General features: G+C 53.2%; 16 protein-coding genes. 14 read left to right on the top strand and 2 right to left on the bottom strand.

Annotation, left to right across the window (positions count from 1 at the left end):
* Window positions 1–645, top strand: a complete 645-nt coding sequence (pcp, locus tag FE839_RS09885; RefSeq protein WP_138360658.1) for a pyroglutamyl-peptidase I — start codon at window positions 1–3, stop codon at window positions 643–645.
* Window positions 646–660: 15 nt separating this feature from the next.
* Window positions 661–1,452 (top strand): endonuclease VIII, encoded by a 792-nt coding sequence (gene nei, locus FE839_RS09880; protein ID WP_138360657.1) that lies wholly within the window; start codon window positions 661–663, stop codon window positions 1,450–1,452.
* A 215-nt stretch (window positions 1,453–1,667) separates the two neighbouring features.
* On the opposite strand, the gene gltA is transcribed toward nei, so the two are convergent.
* Both gltA and FE839_RS25080 read right to left on the bottom strand, forming a co-directional pair.
* Window positions 1,668–2,951, bottom strand: a complete 1,284-nt coding sequence (gltA, locus tag FE839_RS09875) for a citrate synthase (RefSeq protein WP_138360656.1) — start codon at window positions 2,949–2,951, stop codon at window positions 1,668–1,670.
* Window positions 2,952–3,163: 212 nt separating this feature from the next.
* Window positions 3,164–3,265 carry a hypothetical protein gene (locus FE839_RS25080; RefSeq protein WP_421808317.1) on the bottom strand — a complete coding sequence of 34 codons (102 nt, stop codon included), beginning with the start codon at window positions 3,263–3,265 and terminating at the stop codon, window positions 3,164–3,166.
* A gap of 326 nt (window positions 3,266–3,591) precedes the next feature.
* Here FE839_RS25080 and sdhC point away from each other — a divergent pair, with 326 nt between their 5' ends.
* From sdhC to ybgE, 12 genes are all read left to right on the top strand, one after another.
* On the top strand, window positions 3,592–3,996 hold the full coding sequence (sdhC, locus tag FE839_RS09870) for a succinate dehydrogenase cytochrome b556 subunit (protein ID WP_171034858.1): 405 nt from the start codon (window positions 3,592–3,594) through the stop codon (window positions 3,994–3,996).
* Window positions 3,990–4,337, top strand: a complete 348-nt coding sequence (gene sdhD, locus FE839_RS09865; RefSeq protein ID WP_138360654.1) for a succinate dehydrogenase membrane anchor subunit — start codon at window positions 3,990–3,992, stop codon at window positions 4,335–4,337. Before sdhC ends, sdhD begins: the two co-directional genes overlap by 7 nt.
* Window positions 4,337–6,103, top strand: coding sequence for a succinate dehydrogenase flavoprotein subunit (gene sdhA, locus FE839_RS09860; protein ID WP_138360653.1), 1,767 nt, complete (start codon window positions 4,337–4,339; stop codon window positions 6,101–6,103). Before sdhD ends, sdhA begins: the two co-directional genes overlap by 1 nt.
* Window positions 6,104–6,118: 15 nt before the next feature.
* Complete coding sequence (gene sdhB / locus FE839_RS09855; RefSeq protein WP_138360652.1) at window positions 6,119–6,835, top strand: succinate dehydrogenase iron-sulfur subunit SdhB; 717 nt, start codon at window positions 6,119–6,121, stop codon at window positions 6,833–6,835.
* Window positions 6,836–7,200: 365 nt separating this feature from the next.
* Window positions 7,201–10,008 (top strand): 2-oxoglutarate dehydrogenase E1 component, encoded by a 2,808-nt coding sequence (sucA, locus tag FE839_RS09850; RefSeq protein ID WP_138360651.1) that lies wholly within the window; start codon window positions 7,201–7,203, stop codon window positions 10,006–10,008.
* Window positions 10,009–10,022: 14 nt separating this feature from the next.
* Window positions 10,023–11,243, top strand: coding sequence for a 2-oxoglutarate dehydrogenase complex dihydrolipoyllysine-residue succinyltransferase (gene odhB / locus FE839_RS09845; RefSeq protein ID WP_138360650.1), 1,221 nt, complete (start codon window positions 10,023–10,025; stop codon window positions 11,241–11,243).
* A 126-nt stretch (window positions 11,244–11,369) separates the two neighbouring features.
* Window positions 11,370–12,536, top strand: coding sequence for an ADP-forming succinate--CoA ligase subunit beta (gene sucC / locus FE839_RS09840; protein ID WP_138360649.1), 1,167 nt, complete (start codon window positions 11,370–11,372; stop codon window positions 12,534–12,536).
* Window positions 12,536–13,408 (top strand): succinate--CoA ligase subunit alpha, encoded by an 873-nt coding sequence (gene sucD / locus FE839_RS09835; RefSeq protein ID WP_138360648.1) that lies wholly within the window; start codon window positions 12,536–12,538, stop codon window positions 13,406–13,408. Before sucC ends, sucD begins: the two co-directional genes overlap by 1 nt.
* 1,534 nt (window positions 13,409–14,942) lie before the next feature.
* A complete protein-coding gene (gene cydA / locus FE839_RS09830; protein ID WP_138360740.1) occupies window positions 14,943–16,511 on the top strand; it encodes a cytochrome ubiquinol oxidase subunit I in 1,569 nt (522 codons plus the stop codon).
* Between the two features lie 15 nt (window positions 16,512–16,526).
* Window positions 16,527–17,666: a cytochrome d ubiquinol oxidase subunit II gene (gene cydB / locus FE839_RS09825; RefSeq protein ID WP_138360647.1), complete on the top strand. Its 1,140-nt coding sequence runs from the start codon at window positions 16,527–16,529 to the stop codon at window positions 17,664–17,666.
* Between the two features lie 15 nt (window positions 17,667–17,681).
* The gene (gene cydX / locus FE839_RS09820) at window positions 17,682–17,795 is read left to right on the top strand and encodes a cytochrome bd-I oxidase subunit CydX (RefSeq protein WP_004100325.1); all 114 of its coding nucleotides are present in this window, start codon (window positions 17,682–17,684) and stop codon (window positions 17,793–17,795) included.
* A 130-nt stretch (window positions 17,796–17,925) separates the two neighbouring features.
* Complete coding sequence (ybgE, locus tag FE839_RS09815; RefSeq protein WP_138360646.1) at window positions 17,926–18,210, top strand: cyd operon protein YbgE; 285 nt, start codon at window positions 17,926–17,928, stop codon at window positions 18,208–18,210.
* Window positions 18,211–18,292 lie beyond the last annotated feature (82 nt).

Genomic DNA, 18,292 nt, shown 5'->3' with positions numbered 1-18,292 from the left:
ATGGCTGGCGTATTGATCACCGGTTTTGAACCCTTTGGCGGCGAGGCGATTAATCCTTCGTGGGAAGTGGTTAAGCAGCTGGATGGGGTTATTATCGCCGGGTTGCCCGTTACGGCGCGGCAACTGCCGTGCGTATTTGGCGATGCCCTGGCGGTACTCAACGCGGCGCTGGACGAGCTGGAGCCCGTCTTGACGCTGGCGATTGGTCAGGCGGGCGGGCGCGTCGATATCACCGTGGAACGGGTGGCGATTAACGTTGATGATGCGCGAATTCCGGACAATAAAGGCCTGCAGCCGATCGACGTACCGATTATTGCCGATGGTCCGGCGGCGTATTTCAGCACGCTGCCGATTAAAGCGATCGTTGCGGCGCTGCGCGAGCGTGGGATCCCGGCGTCGGTGTCGCAGACGGCGGGAACATTTGTCTGTAACCATGTGATGTATGGTCTGCTGCATCGGCTACAGGGTAAATGCGGCGTGAAGGGGGGATTTATTCATATCCCCTATTTGCCGGAGCAGGCTGCGGCTCATCCCGGCGAAGCGAGTATGGCGGCAGAGACGGTACGTGCGGCGCTGGAGATCGCGATTGCCGTTGCTTTACGCCAGGATGGCGATGTGAAAGCGGTCGGCGGCGCAACGCATTAAGACAAGGACATTATTATGCCGGAAGGTCCGGAAATTCGCCGTGCGGCGGATAGCCTGGAAGCGGCGATCAAAGGCGAACCGTTGACTGAGGCGTGGTTCGCCTTCCCGCAGTTACACGCTTATCAGTCACAGCTGGTTGGTCAACAGGTGACAGGTATTGAAACCCGCGGTAAAGCCCTGCTCACTCACTTCTCTGGCGGGTTAACGCTTTATAGCCACAATCAGTTGTATGGCGTCTGGCGAGTGGTCGACGCGGGGGAACAACCTGAAACGACGCGTATTTTGCGCGTTCGCTTGCAGACCGCCTGCAAGGCGATTTTGCTCTATAGCGCCTCTGATATTGAAATACTGACGCCTGAACAGCTCGCCCGACATCCGTTTTTGCTGCGGGTCGGGCCGGATGTGCTCGATATGACGCTTACCGTTGAGAAAGTTAAAGCGCGTCTGCTGTCGGCGAAATTCCGCAATCGTCAGTTCTCCGGGCTGTTGCTGGATCAGGCGTTTCTTGCGGGGCTGGGGAATTATTTACGCGTAGAGATTCTCTGGCAGGCGGGGTTAACCGGGCGGCACAAGGCATCCGGACTTGATAATAAACAGCTTGATGTGCTGGCTCAGGCGCTGCTGGATATTCCGCGGCTGTCCTACAATACTCGCGGCCTGGTTGATGATGATAAGCATCACGGCGCGCTGTTTCGCTTTAAGGTTTTTCATCGCGAAGGGGAGAATTGTGAGCGCTGCGGCGGGATTATCGAGAGAACGATGCTGTCGTCAAGACCGTTTTACTGGTGTCCAGGATGCCAGCATTAGCCGGTGAGATTGCCGGCCGGTTTGCTCTTCCGGAATCGCCCGGCGGCGCTTCGCTTGCGCGGGCCTGCTGGTGATACATAATCTATTGATATTAAAGAGGTTATGGGCCGGGTAAGGCGTTAGCCGCCACCCGGCGGAAATGCGGGCACAATATCTGATACGGGTTTGTCAGCACGCGAAAACGCGCCAGAAGGCGCGTTTTCGTCATATCAGGCTTACCGCTTGATATCGTTCTGGAAATCGCGTTTTTCGTAGCCGGTGTACAGCTGACGTGGGCGAGCGATTTTCATGCCGTCGCTGTGCATTTCGTTCCAGTGCGCGATCCAGCCCACGGTACGCGCCATCGCGAAGATAACGGTGAACATGGAGGAGGGAATACCCATCGCTTTCAGGATGATGCCGGAATAAAAATCGACGTTCGGATAGAGTTTTTTCTCAATAAAGTACGGGTCGTTGAGCGCGATGTGCTCAAGCTCCATGGCCACTTCCAGCAGATCGTCTTTGGTGCCCAGTTCTTTGAGCACCTGGTGGCAGGTTTCACGCATAACGGTCGCACGTGGATCGTAGTTTTTATACACGCGGTGGCCAAAGCCCATCAGACGGAAAGAGTCGTTCTTGTCTTTCGCGCGACGGACAAACTCCGGAATGTGTTGAACGGAGCTGATCTCTTCCAGCATCTTCAGTGCCGCCTCGTTGGCGCCGCCGTGCGCCGGCCCCCACAGGGAGGCAATGCCCGCCGCAATACAGGCAAACGGGTTAGCGCCGGAAGAGCCCGCGGTACGAACAGTGGAGGTTGAGGCGTTCTGTTCGTGATCGGCATGAAGGATCAGAATACGGTCCATGGCGCGCTCCAGTATCGGGTTTACCTCATACTTTTCACACGGCGTGGAGAACATCATATTCAGGAAATTACCCGCGTAAGAAAGGTCGTTGCGCGGATAAACGAAAGGCTGGCCAATCGAATATTTGTAACACATCGCCGCCATGGTCGGCATTTTGGAGAGCAGGCGGAACGCGGCGATATCGCGGTGACGCGGATTATTTACATCCAGCGAATCGTGGTAAAACGCGGCCAGCGCGCCGGTGATACCGCACATTACGGCCATCGGGTGAGAGTCGCGGCGGAATGCGTGGAACAGACGGGTGATCTGTTCGTGAATCATGGTGTGGCGGGTAACGATGGTTTTGAATTCGTCGTACTGGGCCTGAGTCGGCTTTTCACCGTTCAGCAGGATGTAACACACTTCCAGATAGTTGGAATCGGTGGCTAACTGATCGATCGGGAAACCGCGATGCAGCAGGATACCTTCATCGCCATCGATAAAAGTGATTTTAGATTCGCAGGATGCGGTTGAGGTAAAACCAGGATCAAAAGTAAATACGCCCTTTGAACCAAGGCTACGAATATCAATAACATCCTGACCGAGCGTGCCCTTTAGCACATCCAGTTCGATAGCAGTATCACCACCCAGGGTGATTTTTGCTTTAGCATCAGACATTTATGGTCTCCTTAGCGCCTTTATTGCTTAAGACTGCCGGGTGGTGGATTTGCATTCGGCCCGTAGCAGATAACATTACCAGTTTGTTATGTTGCACATCGCTCTGCGTCGCGGAACAGGGCAGGGTACAGAGCAAGGGCGCTTGATGGTACGCCTTCTGTCTACGATGAAACAACAGCAAATCAGCGTTTTAGCAGTCCGAATTTTATAAACTATATACCACTAATAACTGTCCTGATTACATCGGTCAATACTCTCTCACTGTTACATAACTTATTCTCAGGTAAAAGCATGACCCGATAACTTTTGTGCATTATCGCATTTATCTGGTAATGGTTGTAACAATAATGTTTAATATTTGTCAAATCAGATGATTAAATTTTAAAAATATGTTGTTATCGTGATATTGATCACTGTTCGGGAGAAAACCCGACAAACTATATGTAGGTTAATTGTAATGATTTTGTGAACGGCCTATACTGCCGCCAGGTCTCCGGAATACCCTGCAATCCCGAGCCACCCAGCGTTATTTTCGTCACGTTTTAACTCCTGAAAAAGAGTTTTAACATGACTTCAGGTTATAGATAAGGACGCTGTCTGACCCGCAAGCAGACCGGAGGAAGGAAACAATAAGAACAGCATGTGGGCGTTATTCATGGTAAGAAATGTGAAAAAACAAAGACCTGTCAATCTGGATCTGACAACGATCCGGTTCCCAATCACGGCGATAGCGTCCATTCTCCATCGCGTTTCCGGTGTGATCACTTTCGTGGCGGTCGGGATCCTGTTGTGGTTACTGGGCACCAGCCTCTCTTCCCCTGAAGGATTCCAGCAAGCGTCCGCTATCATGGATAGCTTCATTGTTAAATTTATTATGTGGGGCATTCTTACCGCGCTGGCATATCACGTCGTGGTCGGCATTCGTCACATGATGATGGATTTTGGTTATCTGGAAGAAACATTCGAAGCGGGTAAACGCTCAGCCAAAATCTCTTTTGTTATCACTGTCGTGCTTTCACTTCTCGCAGGAGTCCTCGTATGGTAAGCAACGCCTCCGCATTAGGACGCAATGGCGTACATGACTTCATCCTTGTCCGTGCCACCGCTATCGTTCTGACGTTATATATCATCTATATGGTGGGTTTCTTCGCCACAAGCGGCGAACTCACTTTTGAACTCTGGCGCGGTTTCTTCTCATCGTCATTCACCAAAGTCTTTACCCTGCTGGCGCTTTTTTCCATCTTGATTCATGCCTGGATTGGCATGTGGCAGGTATTGACCGACTACGTTAAACCGCTGGCCGTGCGTCTTGTGCTGCAACTTGCTATCGTTGTTGCGCTGGTGGTTTACGTCATTTATGGATTTGTTGTGGTGTGGGGTGTGTAATGAAACTGCCAGTCAGAGAATTTGATGCTGTTGTTATTGGCGCAGGCGGCGCAGGTATGCGCGCAGCGCTGCAAATTTCCCAAAGCGGCCAGACCTGTGCGCTGCTCTCCAAAGTCTTCCCAACCCGTTCCCATACCGTATCCGCACAAGGTGGCATCACCGTGGCGCTCGGTAATACCCATGAAGATAACTGGGAATGGCACATGTACGATACCGTAAAAGGGTCTGACTACATCGGTGACCAGGATGCCATTGAATATATGTGCAAAACCGGCCCGGAAGCGATTCTGGAACTGGAGCACATGGGGCTGCCTTTCTCCCGTCTTGACGATGGCCGTATCTATCAGCGTCCGTTCGGCGGCCAGTCGAAAAACTTCGGCGGCGAACAGGCGGCGCGTACCGCGGCGGCGGCTGACCGTACCGGTCACGCATTGCTGCATACGTTGTATCAACAGAATTTGAAAAACCATACCACTATTTTTTCTGAATGGTATGCGCTGGATCTGGTGAAAAATGCCGACGGCGCAGTGGTAGGTTGTACCGCCCTGTGTATCGAAACCGGCGAAGTGGTTTACTTCAAAGCGCGCGCAACCGTGCTGGCGACCGGCGGCGCAGGCCGTATTTACCAGTCCACCACTAACGCGCATATCAACACCGGCGACGGCGTCGGTATGGCGTTGCGCGCCGGCGTTCCGGTGCAGGATATGGAAATGTGGCAGTTCCACCCGACCGGTATTGCGGGCGCGGGCGTGCTGGTGACAGAAGGCTGCCGTGGCGAAGGCGGTTATCTGCTGAATAAACACGGCGAGCGCTTTATGGAGCGCTATGCCCCGAACGCGAAGGACCTGGCCGGTCGTGACGTGGTCGCGCGTTCTATTATGATCGAAATCCGCGAAGGTCGCGGCTGCGACGGCCCGTGGGGGCCGCATGCCAAACTGAAGCTCGACCATCTGGGGAAAGAAGTGCTCGAATCCCGTCTGCCGGGGATCCTCGAATTGTCCCGTACCTTTGCCCACGTTGACCCGGTGAAAGAGCCGATTCCGGTGATCCCAACCTGTCACTATATGATGGGCGGCATCCCGACCAAAGTAACCGGTCAGGCGCTGACCGTGAACGAGCAGGGCGAAGATGTGGTGATTCCTGGTCTGTTCGCGGTGGGTGAAATTGCCTGCGTATCCGTACACGGCGCTAACCGCCTGGGCGGCAACTCGCTGCTTGACCTGGTAGTCTTCGGGCGTGCGGCCGGTCTGCATCTGCAGGAGTCCATCGCCGAGCAGGGCGCGCTGCGTGACGCCAGCGAGTCTGACATTGAGGCCTCTCTGGAACGTCTCAACCGCTGGAACAACAACCGTGACGGCGAAGATCCGGTCACTATCCGTAAAGCGTTGCAGGAGTGTATGCAGCACAACTTCTCGGTGTTCCGTGAAGGCGACGCGATGGCGAAAGGGCTTGAGCAACTGAAGGTGATCCGCGAGCGTCTGAAAAATGCCCGTCTGGACGACACCTCCAGCGAATTCAACACCCAGCGCGTGGAGTGCCTGGAGCTGGACAACCTGATGGAAACGGCATTTGCAACGGCCGTCTCCGCCAACTTCCGTACCGAAAGCCGTGGCGCGCATAGCCGCTTCGACTTCCCGGATCGCGATGATGAAAACTGGCTGTGCCATACCCTGTATCTGCCAGAGACGGAATCCATGACGCGTCGAAGCGTCAATATGGAACCGAAACTGCGCCCGGCATTCCCGCCGAAGATTCGTACTTACTAATGCGGAGACAGGACAATGAAACTCGAGTTTTCAATTTATCGCTATAACCCGGATGTTGATGACGCTCCGCGTATGCAGGATTACACCCTGGAGGGCGAAGAAGGGCGCGATATGATGCTGCTGGATGCATTAATTCAGCTTAAAGAAAAAGATCCCAGCCTCTCTTTCCGTCGTTCATGCCGTGAAGGCGTGTGTGGTTCAGATGGCCTGAATATGAACGGTAAAAATGGCCTGGCGTGCATCACGCCGATTTCAGCGCTGAACCAGCCGGGCAAGAAAATTGTGATTCGCCCACTACCCGGTTTACCGGTTATCCGCGACCTGGTGGTAGACATGGGGCAATTCTATGCACAATATGAGAAGATTAAGCCTTATTTATTGAATAATGGGCAAAATCCACCCGCTCGCGAGCATTTGCAGATGCCAGAGCAGCGTGAAAAGCTTGATGGGCTGTATGAGTGTATCCTTTGTGCATGCTGTTCAACTTCGTGCCCGTCCTTCTGGTGGAACCCGGACAAGTTTATTGGTCCGGCGGGCCTGCTGGCCGCGTATCGCTTCCTGATCGACAGCCGCGATACGGAAACCAGCGAGCGCCTCGAAGGATTGAACGATGCATTCAGCGTATTCCGCTGTCATAGCATCATGAACTGCGTCAGCGTATGTCCTAAGGGGCTGAACCCGACGCGCGCCATCGGTCATATTAAGTCGATGTTGTTGCAGCGCAGTGCGTAAGTAACAACGCCGGATGGCGCTGCGCTTATCCGGCCTACGTAACAGTAGGCCCGGTTAGCGTAGCGCCACCGGGCAAATTGCAGAAACCTTTAAAAACTGCCAGATAAGTAAATAATCGAGACGTTCAGCGCGAGACAAGGCGCGGTTGAACGAATTCCCTGGAGCATAGTTGACTATGTGACTGGGGTGAGTGAAAGCCGCAACGCAGTCGCAGCCGGAACGACGAAGATTATTTAGACAGTTTCTAAAGGTTCCTTCGCGAGCCGCTACACAGAGAAGAGCTCGCAAGTGAACCCCGGCACGCACAGCAATGTGCGTGGTAGTATCCATGGCGAAGTAAGCATATAAATGCTTAAGGGATCACGATGCAGAACGGCGCAATGAAAGCCTGGCTGGACTCTTCTTACCTCTCTGGCTCGAACCAGAGCTGGATAGAACAGCTCTATGAAGACTTCTTAACCGATCCTGACTCTGTTGACGCTAACTGGCGTTCTATGTTCCAGCAGTTACCTGGCACCGGAGTCAAACCGGATCAATTCCATTCCAAAACGCGTGATTATTTCCGCCGCCTGGCGAAGGATGCCTCACGTTACACTTCTTCAATTTCCGACCCTGACACCAATGTCAAGCAGGTGAAAGTCCTGCAGCTCATCAACGCATACCGCTTCCGTGGTCACCAGCATGCGAATCTCGATCCGCTGGGGCTGTGGCAGCAAGAGCGAGTGGCGGATCTCGATCCGGCATACCACGATCTGACTGAGGCTGATTTTCAGGAAAGCTACAACGTCGGATCTTTTGCCATCGGTAAAGATACGATGAAGCTGGGCGAGTTGATTTCCGCCCTCAGGCAAACCTACTGCGGCTCAATCGGTGCGGAATATATGCACATCACGTCTACCGAAGAAAAACGCTGGATCCAGCAGCGTATTGAGTCGGTAGCAGGAAAAGCGAACTTTAGCGGCGAAGAGAAAAAACGCTTTCTCAGCGAACTGACGGCGGCTGAAGGGCTGGAACGCTACCTCGGCGCGAAATTCCCCGGCGCAAAACGTTTCTCGCTGGAAGGTGGCGACGCGCTGATCCCGATGCTGAAAGAGATTATCCGCCATGCGGGTAAGAGCGGTTCCCGCGAAGTGGTGCTGGGCATGGCGCACCGTGGTCGTCTGAACGTGCTGGTCAACGTGCTGGGTAAAAAACCCCAGGATCTGTTTGATGAATTCTCCGGTAAACATAAAGAGCAACTCGGTACCGGCGATGTGAAGTACCATATGGGCTTCTCGTCCGATATGGAAACCGAAGGTGGCCTGGTGCACCTGGCGCTGGCGTTTAACCCGTCGCACCTGGAGATCGTCAGCCCGGTGGTGATTGGTTCCGTGCGCGCCCGTCTCGACCGTCTGGATGAGCCGAGCAGCAATAAAGTGCTGCCCATTACCATCCACGGCGACGCCGCGGTGACGGGCCAGGGCGTGGTTCAGGAAACCCTGAACATGTCTAAGGCGCGTGGTTACGAAGTGGGCGGCACCGTGCGCATCGTTATCAACAACCAGGTGGGTTTCACCACCTCCAACCCGCTGGATGCGCGCTCCACCCCGTACTGCACCGATATCGGTAAAATGGTACAGGCACCGATTTTCCACGTTAACGCCGATGATCCGGAAGCGGTGGCTTTCGTTACTCGCGTGGCGCTGGACTTCCGCAACACCTTTAAACGCGATGTCTTCATCGACCTGGTGTGCTACCGCCGTCATGGCCATAATGAAGCCGATGAGCCGAGCGCAACTCAGCCGCTGATGTACCAGAAAATCAAAAAACATCCGACCCCGCGCAAAATCTACGCTGATAAGCTGGAAGCGGAAAAGGTCGCGACCCTGGAAGATGCGACTGAAATGGTCAACCTCTACCGCGATGCGCTGGATGCCGGTGAATGCGTGGTCAAAGAGTGGCGTCCGATGAACATGCACTCTTTTACCTGGTCCCCGTATCTCAACCATGAGTGGGATGAGAGCTATCCGGACAAAGTCGAACCTAAACGTTTGCAGGAGCTGGCGAAACGCATCAGTACCGTGCCGGAAGCTGTGGAGATGCAGTCCCGCGTAGCGAAAATTTATGGCGATCGTCAGGCGATGGCTGCCGGAGAGAAACTGTTCGACTGGGGCGGGGCGGAGAATCTCGCATACGCCACGCTGGTTGATGAAGGCATTTCCGTGCGTTTGTCCGGAGAAGACTCCGGGCGCGGTACCTTCTTCCATCGTCATGCGGTGATTCATAACCAGAAAAATGGTTCCACCTATACGCCCCTGCAGCACGTGCATAATGGCCAGGGGCACTTTAAGGTCTGGGATTCGGTCCTGTCTGAAGAAGCGGTGCTGGCGTTTGAATATGGTTATGCCACCGCGGAACCGCGCACGCTGACTATCTGGGAAGCGCAGTTTGGTGATTTCGCCAACGGCGCGCAGGTGGTTATCGATCAGTTCATCTCTTCCGGCGAGCAGAAATGGGGCCGGATGTGCGGTCTGGTGATGTTATTGCCACACGGTTATGAAGGTCAGGGGCCGGAGCATTCTTCCGCGCGGCTGGAGCGTTATCTGCAACTTTGCGCCGAGCAGAATATGCAAGTTTGCGTGCCGTCAACGCCGGCGCAGGTTTACCATATGCTGCGCCGTCAGGCGCTGCGCGGTATGCGTCGTCCGCTGATCGTGATGTCGCCGAAATCCTTGCTGCGTCATCCGCTGGCGGTTTCCAGCATGGAGGAACTGGCCAACGGGACTTTCCAGCCCGCAATCGGGGAAATCGACGATCTCGATCCGAAAGCGGTGAAGCGCGTTGTGCTGTGTGCGGGTAAAGTTTATTACGATCTGCTGGAACGCCGCCGCAAAAATGAGCAGAAAGATGTTGCCATTGTGCGTATTGAACAGCTTTATCCGTTCCCGCATCAGGCGGTGCAGGAGGCGCTGAAACCTTACGCGCATGTGCATGATTTTATCTGGTGTCAGGAAGAGCCGCTCAACCAGGGCGCCTGGTACTGTAGCCAGCATCACTTCCGCGAAGTGATTCCGTTTGGGGCTTCTCTGCGTTATGCAGGCCGCCCGGCCTCCGCCTCTCCGGCGGTGGGGTATTTGTCCGTTCACCAGAAACAGCAACAAGATCTGGTCAATGACGCGCTGAACGTCGATTAATTAAAGGATACATAATGAGTAGCGTAGATATTCTGGTTCCCGACCTGCCTGAGTCCGTAGCTGATGCAACGGTTGCAACCTGGCATAAAAAACCGGGCGATGCGGTTGTTCGTGACGAAGTGCTGGTAGAAATCGAAACTGACAAAGTGGTACTGGAAGTACCGGCTTCAGCGGATGGCATTCTGGATGCAGTTATTGAAGATGAAGGCGCCACCGTGCTCTCTCGTCAGATTCTGGGGCGCCTGCGCGAAGGTAACAGCGCGGGCAAAGAGTCCGACGCGAAGGCCGATACCAAAGAATCAACGCCGGCCCAGCGTCAGCAGGCCTCTCTGGAAGAACAAAACAACGATGCGCTGAGTCCGGCGATTCGTCGTCTGCTGGCGGAACATAGCCTTGACGCGTCGGTAATTCAAGGTACCGGCGTGGGTGGCCGTCTCACCCGTGAAGATATTGAAAAATATCTGGCGAGCGTGCCGGCGAAAAAAGAAGAAGCGAAAGCGCCAGAAGCGGCGGTTCCGGCTGCACAACTGGGTAACCGTTCTGAAAAACGCGTGCCGATGACCCGTCTGCGCAAGCGCGTAGCCGAACGTCTGCTGGAAGCGAAAAACTCCACCGCGATGCTGACGACGTTCAACGAAGTCAACATGAAGCCGATTATGGATCTGCGCAAGCAGTATGGCGAAGCGTTTGAAAAACGGCACGGTATCCGTCTGGGCTTTATGTCCTTCTACGTGAAAGCGGTGGTTGAAGCGCTGAAACGCTACCCGGAAGTGAACGCCTCCATTGATGGCGACGACGTGGTGTATCACAACTACTTCGATGTCAGCATGGCGGTTTCCACGCCGCGCGGCCTGGTTACCCCGGTTCTGCGTGATGTGGATCTGCTGGGTATGGCGGATATTGAGAAGAAAATTAAAGAACTGGCAGTGAAAGGGCGTGACGGCAAGCTGACCGTGGATGACCTGACCGGCGGTAACTTCACCATTACTAACGGCGGCGTTTTTGGTTCTCTGATGTCCACGCCAATCATTAACCCACCGCAGAGCGCGATTCTGGGTATGCATGCCATTAAAGACCGTCCGATGGCGGTGAATGGCAAAGTAGAAATTCTGCCAATGATGTATCTGGCGCTCTCCTATGATCACCGTCTGATCGACGGACGCGAATCGGTCGGTTTCCTGGTGGCGATTAAAGAGCTGCTGGAAGATCCGACGCGTCTGTTGCTGGACGTTTAGTCAGCAAGAGTATTACCTACCGTAGGCCCGATAAGGCGTTGATGAGATGCCTGATGGCGACGCTGGCGCGTCTTATCAGGCCTACAGGTTTAAAGATAATTATTCCCTGAAGGATGGACAGAACACATGAACTTACATGAATATCAGGCAAAACAACTTTTTGCCCGCTATGGCTTACCGGCGCCGGTGGGTTATGCCTGTGCTACTCCGCGTGAAGCAGAAGAAGCCGCTTCAAAAATCGGCGCGGGCCCGTGGGTAGTTAAATGTCAGGTTCACGCAGGTGGCCGCGGCAAAGCGGGCGGTGTGAAGGTTGTTAACAGTAAAGAAGAGATTCGCGCGTTCGCGGAGCACTGGCTGGGCAAACGTCTGGTGACCTACCAGACAGACGCCAACGGCCAGCCGGTTAACCAGATTCTGGTTGAAGCGGCGACCGATATTGATAAAGAGCTGTACCTGGGCGCGGTTGTTGACCGTAGCTCCCGTCGGGTGGTCTTTATGGCTTCCACCGAAGGCGGCGTGGAGATCGAAAAAGTGGCGGAAGAGACCCCGCACCTGATCCACAAAATCGCCCTCGATCCGCTGGCGGGTCCGATGCCGTATCAGGGGCGCGAGCTGGCGTTCAAACTGGGTCTGGAAGGCAAGCAGGTTCAGCAATTTACGAAGATCTTTATGGGGCTGGCGACCATTTTCCTTGAGCGCGATCTGGCGCTGATCGAAATCAACCCGCTGGTGATCACTAAACAGGGCGATCTGATCTGTCTCGACGGCAAACTGGGCGCTGACGGCAACGCGCTGTTCCGCCAGCCGGATCTGCGCGAAATGCGCGACCAGTCTCAGGAAGACCCGCGTGAAGCCCAGGCGGCGCAGTGGGAACTGAACTATGTTGCGCTGGACGGCAACATCGGCTGCATGGTTAACGGAGCCGGTCTGGCGATGGGCACGATGGACATCGTTAAGCTGCACGGCGGCGAACCGGCTAACTTCCTCGACGTAGGCGGCGGCGCGACCAAAGAGCGCGTGACCGAAGCGTTCAAAATCATCCTCTCCGATGACAACGTGAAAGCGGTTCTGGTTAACATCTTCGGCGGTATTGTTCGTTGCGATCTGATTGCTGACGGTATCATCGGCGCGGTTGCTGAAGTGGGCGTTAACGTACCGGTGGTTGTCCGTCTGGAAGGCAACAACGCCGAACTGGGCGCGAAAAAATTGGCTGACAGCGGCCTGAATATTATTGCAGCGAAAAGTCTGACGGATGCAGCTCAGCAGGTTGTTGCCGCAGTGGAGGGGAAATAATGTCTGTTTTAATCGATAAAAACACCAAGGTTATCTGCCAGGGCTTTACCGGTAGCCAGGGGACTTTCCACTCCGAACAGGCGATTGCTTATGGTACGCAGATGGTGGGCGGCGTCACGCCAGGCAAAGGCGGCACCACGCATCTGGGTCTGCCGGTGTTCAATACCGTGCGTGAAGCGGTAGAGGCCACTGGCGCCACCGCAACGGTTATCTACGTTCCGGCGCCGTTCTGCAAGGACTCCATTCTGGAAGCTGTCGACGCGGGCATCAAACTGATTATCACCATCACCGAAGGTATCCCGACGCTGGATATGCTGACGGTGAAAGTGAAGCTTGACGAAGCGGGCGTACGCATGATCGGGCCGAACTGCCCGGGCGTGATCACCCCAGGCGAGTGCAAAATCGGCATCATGCCGGGCCACATCCACCAGCCGGGCAAAGTGGGTATCGTGTCCCGTTCCGGTACGCTGACCTATGAAGCGGTTAAGCAGACCACTGACTACGGTTTCGGCCAGTCCACCTGTGTGGGCATCGGCGGCGACCCGATTCCGGGCTCTAACTTCATCGATATCCTGAAACTGTTCGAGGAAGATCCGCAGACGGAGGCGATCGTGATGATCGGTGAGATCGGCGGTAGCGCGGAAGAAGAGGCGGCGGCCTACATCAAAGATCACGTAACCAAACCGGTTGTTGGTTACATCGCGGGCGTTACCGCGCCGAAAGGCAAGCGTATGGGTCACGCAGGAGCGATTATCGCGGGTGGTAAAGGGACGGCGGATGAGAAATTCGCCGCGCTGGAAGCCGCAGGCGTGAAAACCGTCCGTAGCCTGGCGGATATCGGCGAAGCGCTGAAAACTGTCATTAAGTCATAAGTAAAAAAACAGCCCTGATTGTCTGCATGGTCAAGGGCTGGTTCAGTTTCGACATGGTTGGCCATCTGATGATGGCCTTTTTTGTTTTTAATTCATTTAGTTACCACTAAACTCCACGCTTTTTGCTCTACGTCAGGCTGCATGTGCGTCGGCCGGGCTGTGACTCATCTCATTGATGCGGACCGTTGCTTTGCCGCGTGATTAGGCCTGCGACCTCACTCCTTCGTAGCCAGCGCAGTTCAACACGGTTAACCGTTTTGTCATGCAACACGAATTCTTTAGGGGATATATTTATCCTGCCAGATTAATTACGCAAAATTATGGATAATAACAGCACGTTCGGAAATTTATGGTTTACCGTAGCCTACTCAGACAATATCCTGGATTGATTATCTCTCCCTATAATTATTTAGCGCGTTGATGAGATTAAATAGAGGCGAATATTTTGGGCTGATGATTGTGACCCGTTAATTGACATGCATGATTGTAGTGAACAGTTTTCTCTTTTAGTCTATTTTTCTGCGTGTGATTGTTCGCTTGTATAGTATTAAAATCATTATATATCATATGGTTATGTTTCTTATTGGTATTTATCGGTCAGTGCGAGCGATAAATAGACTATCGTCTGCATCATTTTTTCTCCTGATAACTTCCTGTAGACTTTAAGCTGTTGATACGTTGACTGTGGCGTATTTGGATCATCAGTGATTTATCGTAAACCATTTTTGTTCTACGCCTTCCATTACTCAGGTGATAAGCGCTGAATACAATGTGACCTGGAGGGGGAGGGCAAATCGCGACAGATGAGGAAAAAGGGCTTTGCTGAACGCAGGCCAGAGGCAGAACGTTGCGCGGCACCGGGGCAAGAAAGGCGGTCATGCAGCGCATTTACTTGATAATGAGATAGTTACTTAGCTGTGTTAACTTAAAGTGAATGCAATGATAAATAATATAAACAAAAAAATATATGGTGTTAACTTGATAAAAAAAATCTGTGAACTATATAGTCTTTTACGTTTATGGCTGATTTAACTCACCGCCCTTTCTGCCATTAAATTCCGCTCCGAAATTGAATAGATGGACTATCATTTTTAGTAACTGACGACACTCTTGAAAAACATATCATTAACCAGCGTGCTACCTATGACTCACATGGTAAACATAATTAACATTTAAAGTGAAAATTGATTTATATCAATGTTTAAAGCTTGGAAATAAATGCGAAATGGAGTTAAATTGTTGCGGATCAAATTGACCAAATCAGGGTGTTTTCGCTATAAATTGATCGCTGTCGAAAATTGCAAATTTATCACAATAAAAACCTATTTATTGTAAGGGTTTTGCAGCGTAATATAATCACGGGATCAATTTGGGTGTTTTGTTAACATGTTTGTAACTTTCCAGCACTGCCGTTTTCTTGACTAAGAAGAGGGTGTGAAGAAAAGAAGCAAATACATTTGTATTGGGGCATGCGTGTGACCCTTTCTAACGGGGTTCACTCTCGGAGTCTTCATGCGATGAGCAAGGAGTCATGATGTTAGATATAGTCGAACTGTCGCGCTTACAGTTTGCCTTGACCGCGATGTACCACTTCCTTTTTGTGCCGCTGACGCTGGGTATGGCGTTCCTGCTGGCCATCATGGAAACGGTTTACGTCCTTTCCGGCAAACAGATTTATAAAGATATGACCAAATTCTGGGGCAAGTTGTTTGGTATCAACTTCGCCCTGGGTGTGGCAACCGGTCTGACCATGGAGTTCCAGTTCGGGACTAACTGGTCTTACTACTCTCACTACGTCGGTGATATCTTCGGTGCGCCGCTGGCCATTGAAGGTCTGATGGCTTTCTTCCTCGAATCTACCTTTGTCGGTCTGTTCTTCTTCGGTTGGGATCGTCTTGGCAAAGTTCAGCACATGGCTGTTACCTGGCTGGTGGCGCTGGGGTCGAACCTGTCGGCGTTGTGGATCCTCGTCGCTAACGGCTGGATGCAGAATCCTATCGCGTCGGATTTCAACTTTGAAACCATGCGTATGGAGATGGTCAGCTTCTCCGAGCTGGTGCTGAACCCGGTGGCTCAGGTGAAATTCGTTCACACCGTGGCATCTGGCTATGTGACCGGCGCGATGTTCATCCTTGGCATCAGTGCCTGGTATATGCTCAAAGGCCGTGATTTCGCCTTTGCGAAGCGTTCCTTCGCCATCGCAGCCAGCTTTGGTATGGCGGCAGTTCTCTCTGTTATCGTCCTCGGTGATGAATCCGGTTATGAAATGGGTGATGTGCAGAAAACCAAACTGGCGGCAATCGAAGCGGAATGGGATACTCAGCCGGCTCCGGCGTCCTTTACTCTGTTTGGTATTCCCGATCAGGATGCACAAGAGAACCACTTTTCGATTCAGATCCCTTATGCGTTGGGTATTATCGCGACCCGCTCCGTGGATAAGCAGGTGACTGGCCTGAAAGATCTGATGGCGCAGCACCAACAGCGTATCCGTAACGGGATGAAAGCCTACTCGCTGCTGGAACAACTGCGTGCGGGGTCTACCGATCCAGCCGTTCGCGATGAATTTAACAACGTGAAAAAAGACCTCGGTTATGGTCTGCTGCTGAAACGCTATACCGACAATATTCCTCAAGCTACGGAAGCGCAGATCGCGCAGGCGACCAAAGATTCGATTCCTCGCGTCGCGCCGCTGTACTTTGCTTTCCGTATTATGGTGGCGTGCGGCGTGCTTATGCTGTTGATTATCGGCGCGTCCTTCTGGACCGTGATTCGTAACCGCATTGGCGAGAAAAAATGGCTGTTACGTGCTGCGTTCTACGCTTTGCCACTGCCATGGATTGCCGTTGAAGCAGGATGGTTTGTTGCTGAATATGGCCGCCAGCCGTGGGCTATCGGTGAAGTATTACCGACGGCGGTCGCCAATTCGTCACTGACGGCGGGTGACCTGATCTTCTCCATGGTACTGATCTGCGGTCTGTATACCCTGTTCCTGGTGGCTGAGCTTTTCCTGATGTTCAAGTTCGCCCGTAAAGGACCAAGCAGCCTGAAAACCGGTCGCTATCACTTTGAACAGTCCTCCGCGGCTATTCAGTCGGCACGCTAAGACAGGAGTCGTCAAATGATCGATTATGAAGTATTGCGTTTTATCTGGTGGCTGCTGATCGGCATTTTGCTAATCGGTTTTGCTGTCGCCGATGGCTTCGACATGGGGGTGGGCATGCTCACCCGCTTTCTGGGTCGTAATGACACCGAGCGTCGAATTATGATTAACTCCATCGCCCCGCACTGGGACGGTAACCAGGTGTGGCTGATCACTGCCGGTGGCGCGCTGTTCGCCGCCTGGCCGATGGTCTACGCCGCTGCGTTTTCCGGTTTCTATGTGGCGATGATCCTCGTGCTGGCGTCTTTATTCTTCCGTCCGGTGGGTTTTGACTATCGCTCGAAGATTGAAGATACCCGCTGGCGTAATATGTGGGACTGGGGCATCTTCGTCGGCAGCTTTGTCCCGCCACTGGTGATTGGCGTGGCTTTCGGCAACCTGCTGCAGGGCGTACCGTTCCACATCGACGAATACCTGCGTCTGTATTACACCGGTAATTTCTTCCAGTTGCTCAACCCGTTTGGTCTGCTGGCCGGGATTGTCAGCGTGGCGATGATCCTGACTCAGGGGGCGACCTACCTGCAAATGCGTACCGTTGGCGAACTGCACCTGCGTACTCGCACCGTCTCAACGGTTGCGGCGCTGGTCACCCTGGTCTGCTTCGTGCTGGCGGGCGTGTGGGTCTACTATGGCATTGACGGTTATGTGGTGAAGTCCGTACTGGACCACACTGGCCCATCTAACCCGTTGACCAAAGAGGTCACACGGGAGGCGGGCGCCTGGATGGTGAACTTTAACCGTATACCTGCGCTGTGGATTATTCCGGCTCTGGGCGTGGTGCTTCCGCTGTTGACTGCCCTTAGCACTAAGGCAGATAAAGGCGCGCTGGCGTTTCTGTTCTCTTCATTGACGCTGGCCTGCATTATTCTGACTGCCGGTATCGCGATGTTCCCGTTCATCATGCCGTCCAGCACGGAATTGAACGCGAGCCTGACCATGTGGGACGCGACCTCCAGCCAGAGAACGCTGAACCTGATGACATACGTGGCGATTGTCTTCGTGCCAATTATTCTGGCCTACACCACCTGGTGTTACTGGAAAATGTTTGGCCGCATCACGCGTGACGACATCGAAAAGAACACCCATTCGCTGTACTAAGGTAAGGAGCTATATATGTGGTATTTCGCATGGATTTTGGGAACGCTTCTTGCCTGTGCTTTTGGGGTGATTACCGCGCTGGCGCTTGAGCACGTGGAAGCCACCAAAGCAGGTAAAGAAGAACACTGATGAGTATTATCGTGATGCGATATACGAAATCATTCGGGTTGCATCGAGGCGGCAAGTCTGTGAATCCCCAGGAGCTTACACAAGTAAGTGACTGGGGTAAGCAGACGTAGCCAACAAAGAGGCGTCGTGAATGATAAAGTATATGTATGCGATAATGGACAAGCGCCCGTTAAGGGCGCTTTCCTTATTGATGGCGCTGCTGTTAGCGGGCTGCATCTTCTGGGACCCGTCGCGTTTTGCGGCAAAAACCAGCGAGCTGGAGATCTGGCACGGTTTCCTGCTGATGTGGGCCGTTTGTGCGGGTGTGATCCACGGCGTGGGTTTTCGCCCGCGAACCATTCACTGGCAGGGAATTTTTTGTCCACTTATCGCTGATATTGTGCTCGTTTTGGGCCTGTTCTTTTTCTTCTTTTGAATAAGAAGTTTCTGGTAACTGTATGGGCTTGCATAAGCCCATAAAAATTTACTCGTCGTTTACTTTCCCCCATTCCAAACCA

The organism is Klebsiella indica (genome assembly GCF_005860775.1).
Classification (GTDB): domain Bacteria; phylum Pseudomonadota; class Gammaproteobacteria; order Enterobacterales; family Enterobacteriaceae; genus Klebsiella; species Klebsiella indica.
The sequence above is the reverse complement of the archived record's forward strand: the minus strand, read 5'-3'. Positions and strand labels throughout refer to the sequence as shown.

Coding starts and splice junctions, on each gene's coding strand:
- pcp (WP_138360658.1), top strand. CDS start 1: ATGGCTGGCGTATTGATCACCGGTTTTGAACCCTTTGGCGGCGAGGCG.
- nei (WP_138360657.1), top strand. CDS start 661: ATGCCGGAAGGTCCGGAAATTCGCCGTGCGGCGGATAGCCTGGAAGCG.
- gltA (WP_138360656.1), bottom strand. CDS start 2,951: ATGTCTGATGCTAAAGCAAAAATCACCCTGGGTGGTGATACTGCTATC.
- FE839_RS25080 (WP_421808317.1), bottom strand. CDS start 3,265: ATGCACAAAAGTTATCGGGTCATGCTTTTACCTGAGAATAAGTTATGT.
- sdhC (WP_171034858.1), top strand. CDS start 3,592: ATGTGGGCGTTATTCATGGTAAGAAATGTGAAAAAACAAAGACCTGTC.
- sdhD (WP_138360654.1), top strand. CDS start 3,990: ATGGTAAGCAACGCCTCCGCATTAGGACGCAATGGCGTACATGACTTC.
- sdhA (WP_138360653.1), top strand. CDS start 4,337: ATGAAACTGCCAGTCAGAGAATTTGATGCTGTTGTTATTGGCGCAGGC.
- sdhB (WP_138360652.1), top strand. CDS start 6,119: ATGAAACTCGAGTTTTCAATTTATCGCTATAACCCGGATGTTGATGAC.
- sucA (WP_138360651.1), top strand. CDS start 7,201: ATGCAGAACGGCGCAATGAAAGCCTGGCTGGACTCTTCTTACCTCTCT.
- odhB (WP_138360650.1), top strand. CDS start 10,023: ATGAGTAGCGTAGATATTCTGGTTCCCGACCTGCCTGAGTCCGTAGCT.
- sucC (WP_138360649.1), top strand. CDS start 11,370: ATGAACTTACATGAATATCAGGCAAAACAACTTTTTGCCCGCTATGGC.
- sucD (WP_138360648.1), top strand. CDS start 12,536: ATGTCTGTTTTAATCGATAAAAACACCAAGGTTATCTGCCAGGGCTTT.
- cydA (WP_138360740.1), top strand. CDS start 14,943: ATGTTAGATATAGTCGAACTGTCGCGCTTACAGTTTGCCTTGACCGCG.
- cydB (WP_138360647.1), top strand. CDS start 16,527: ATGATCGATTATGAAGTATTGCGTTTTATCTGGTGGCTGCTGATCGGC.
- cydX (WP_004100325.1), top strand. CDS start 17,682: ATGTGGTATTTCGCATGGATTTTGGGAACGCTTCTTGCCTGTGCTTTT.
- ybgE (WP_138360646.1), top strand. CDS start 17,926: ATGATAAAGTATATGTATGCGATAATGGACAAGCGCCCGTTAAGGGCG.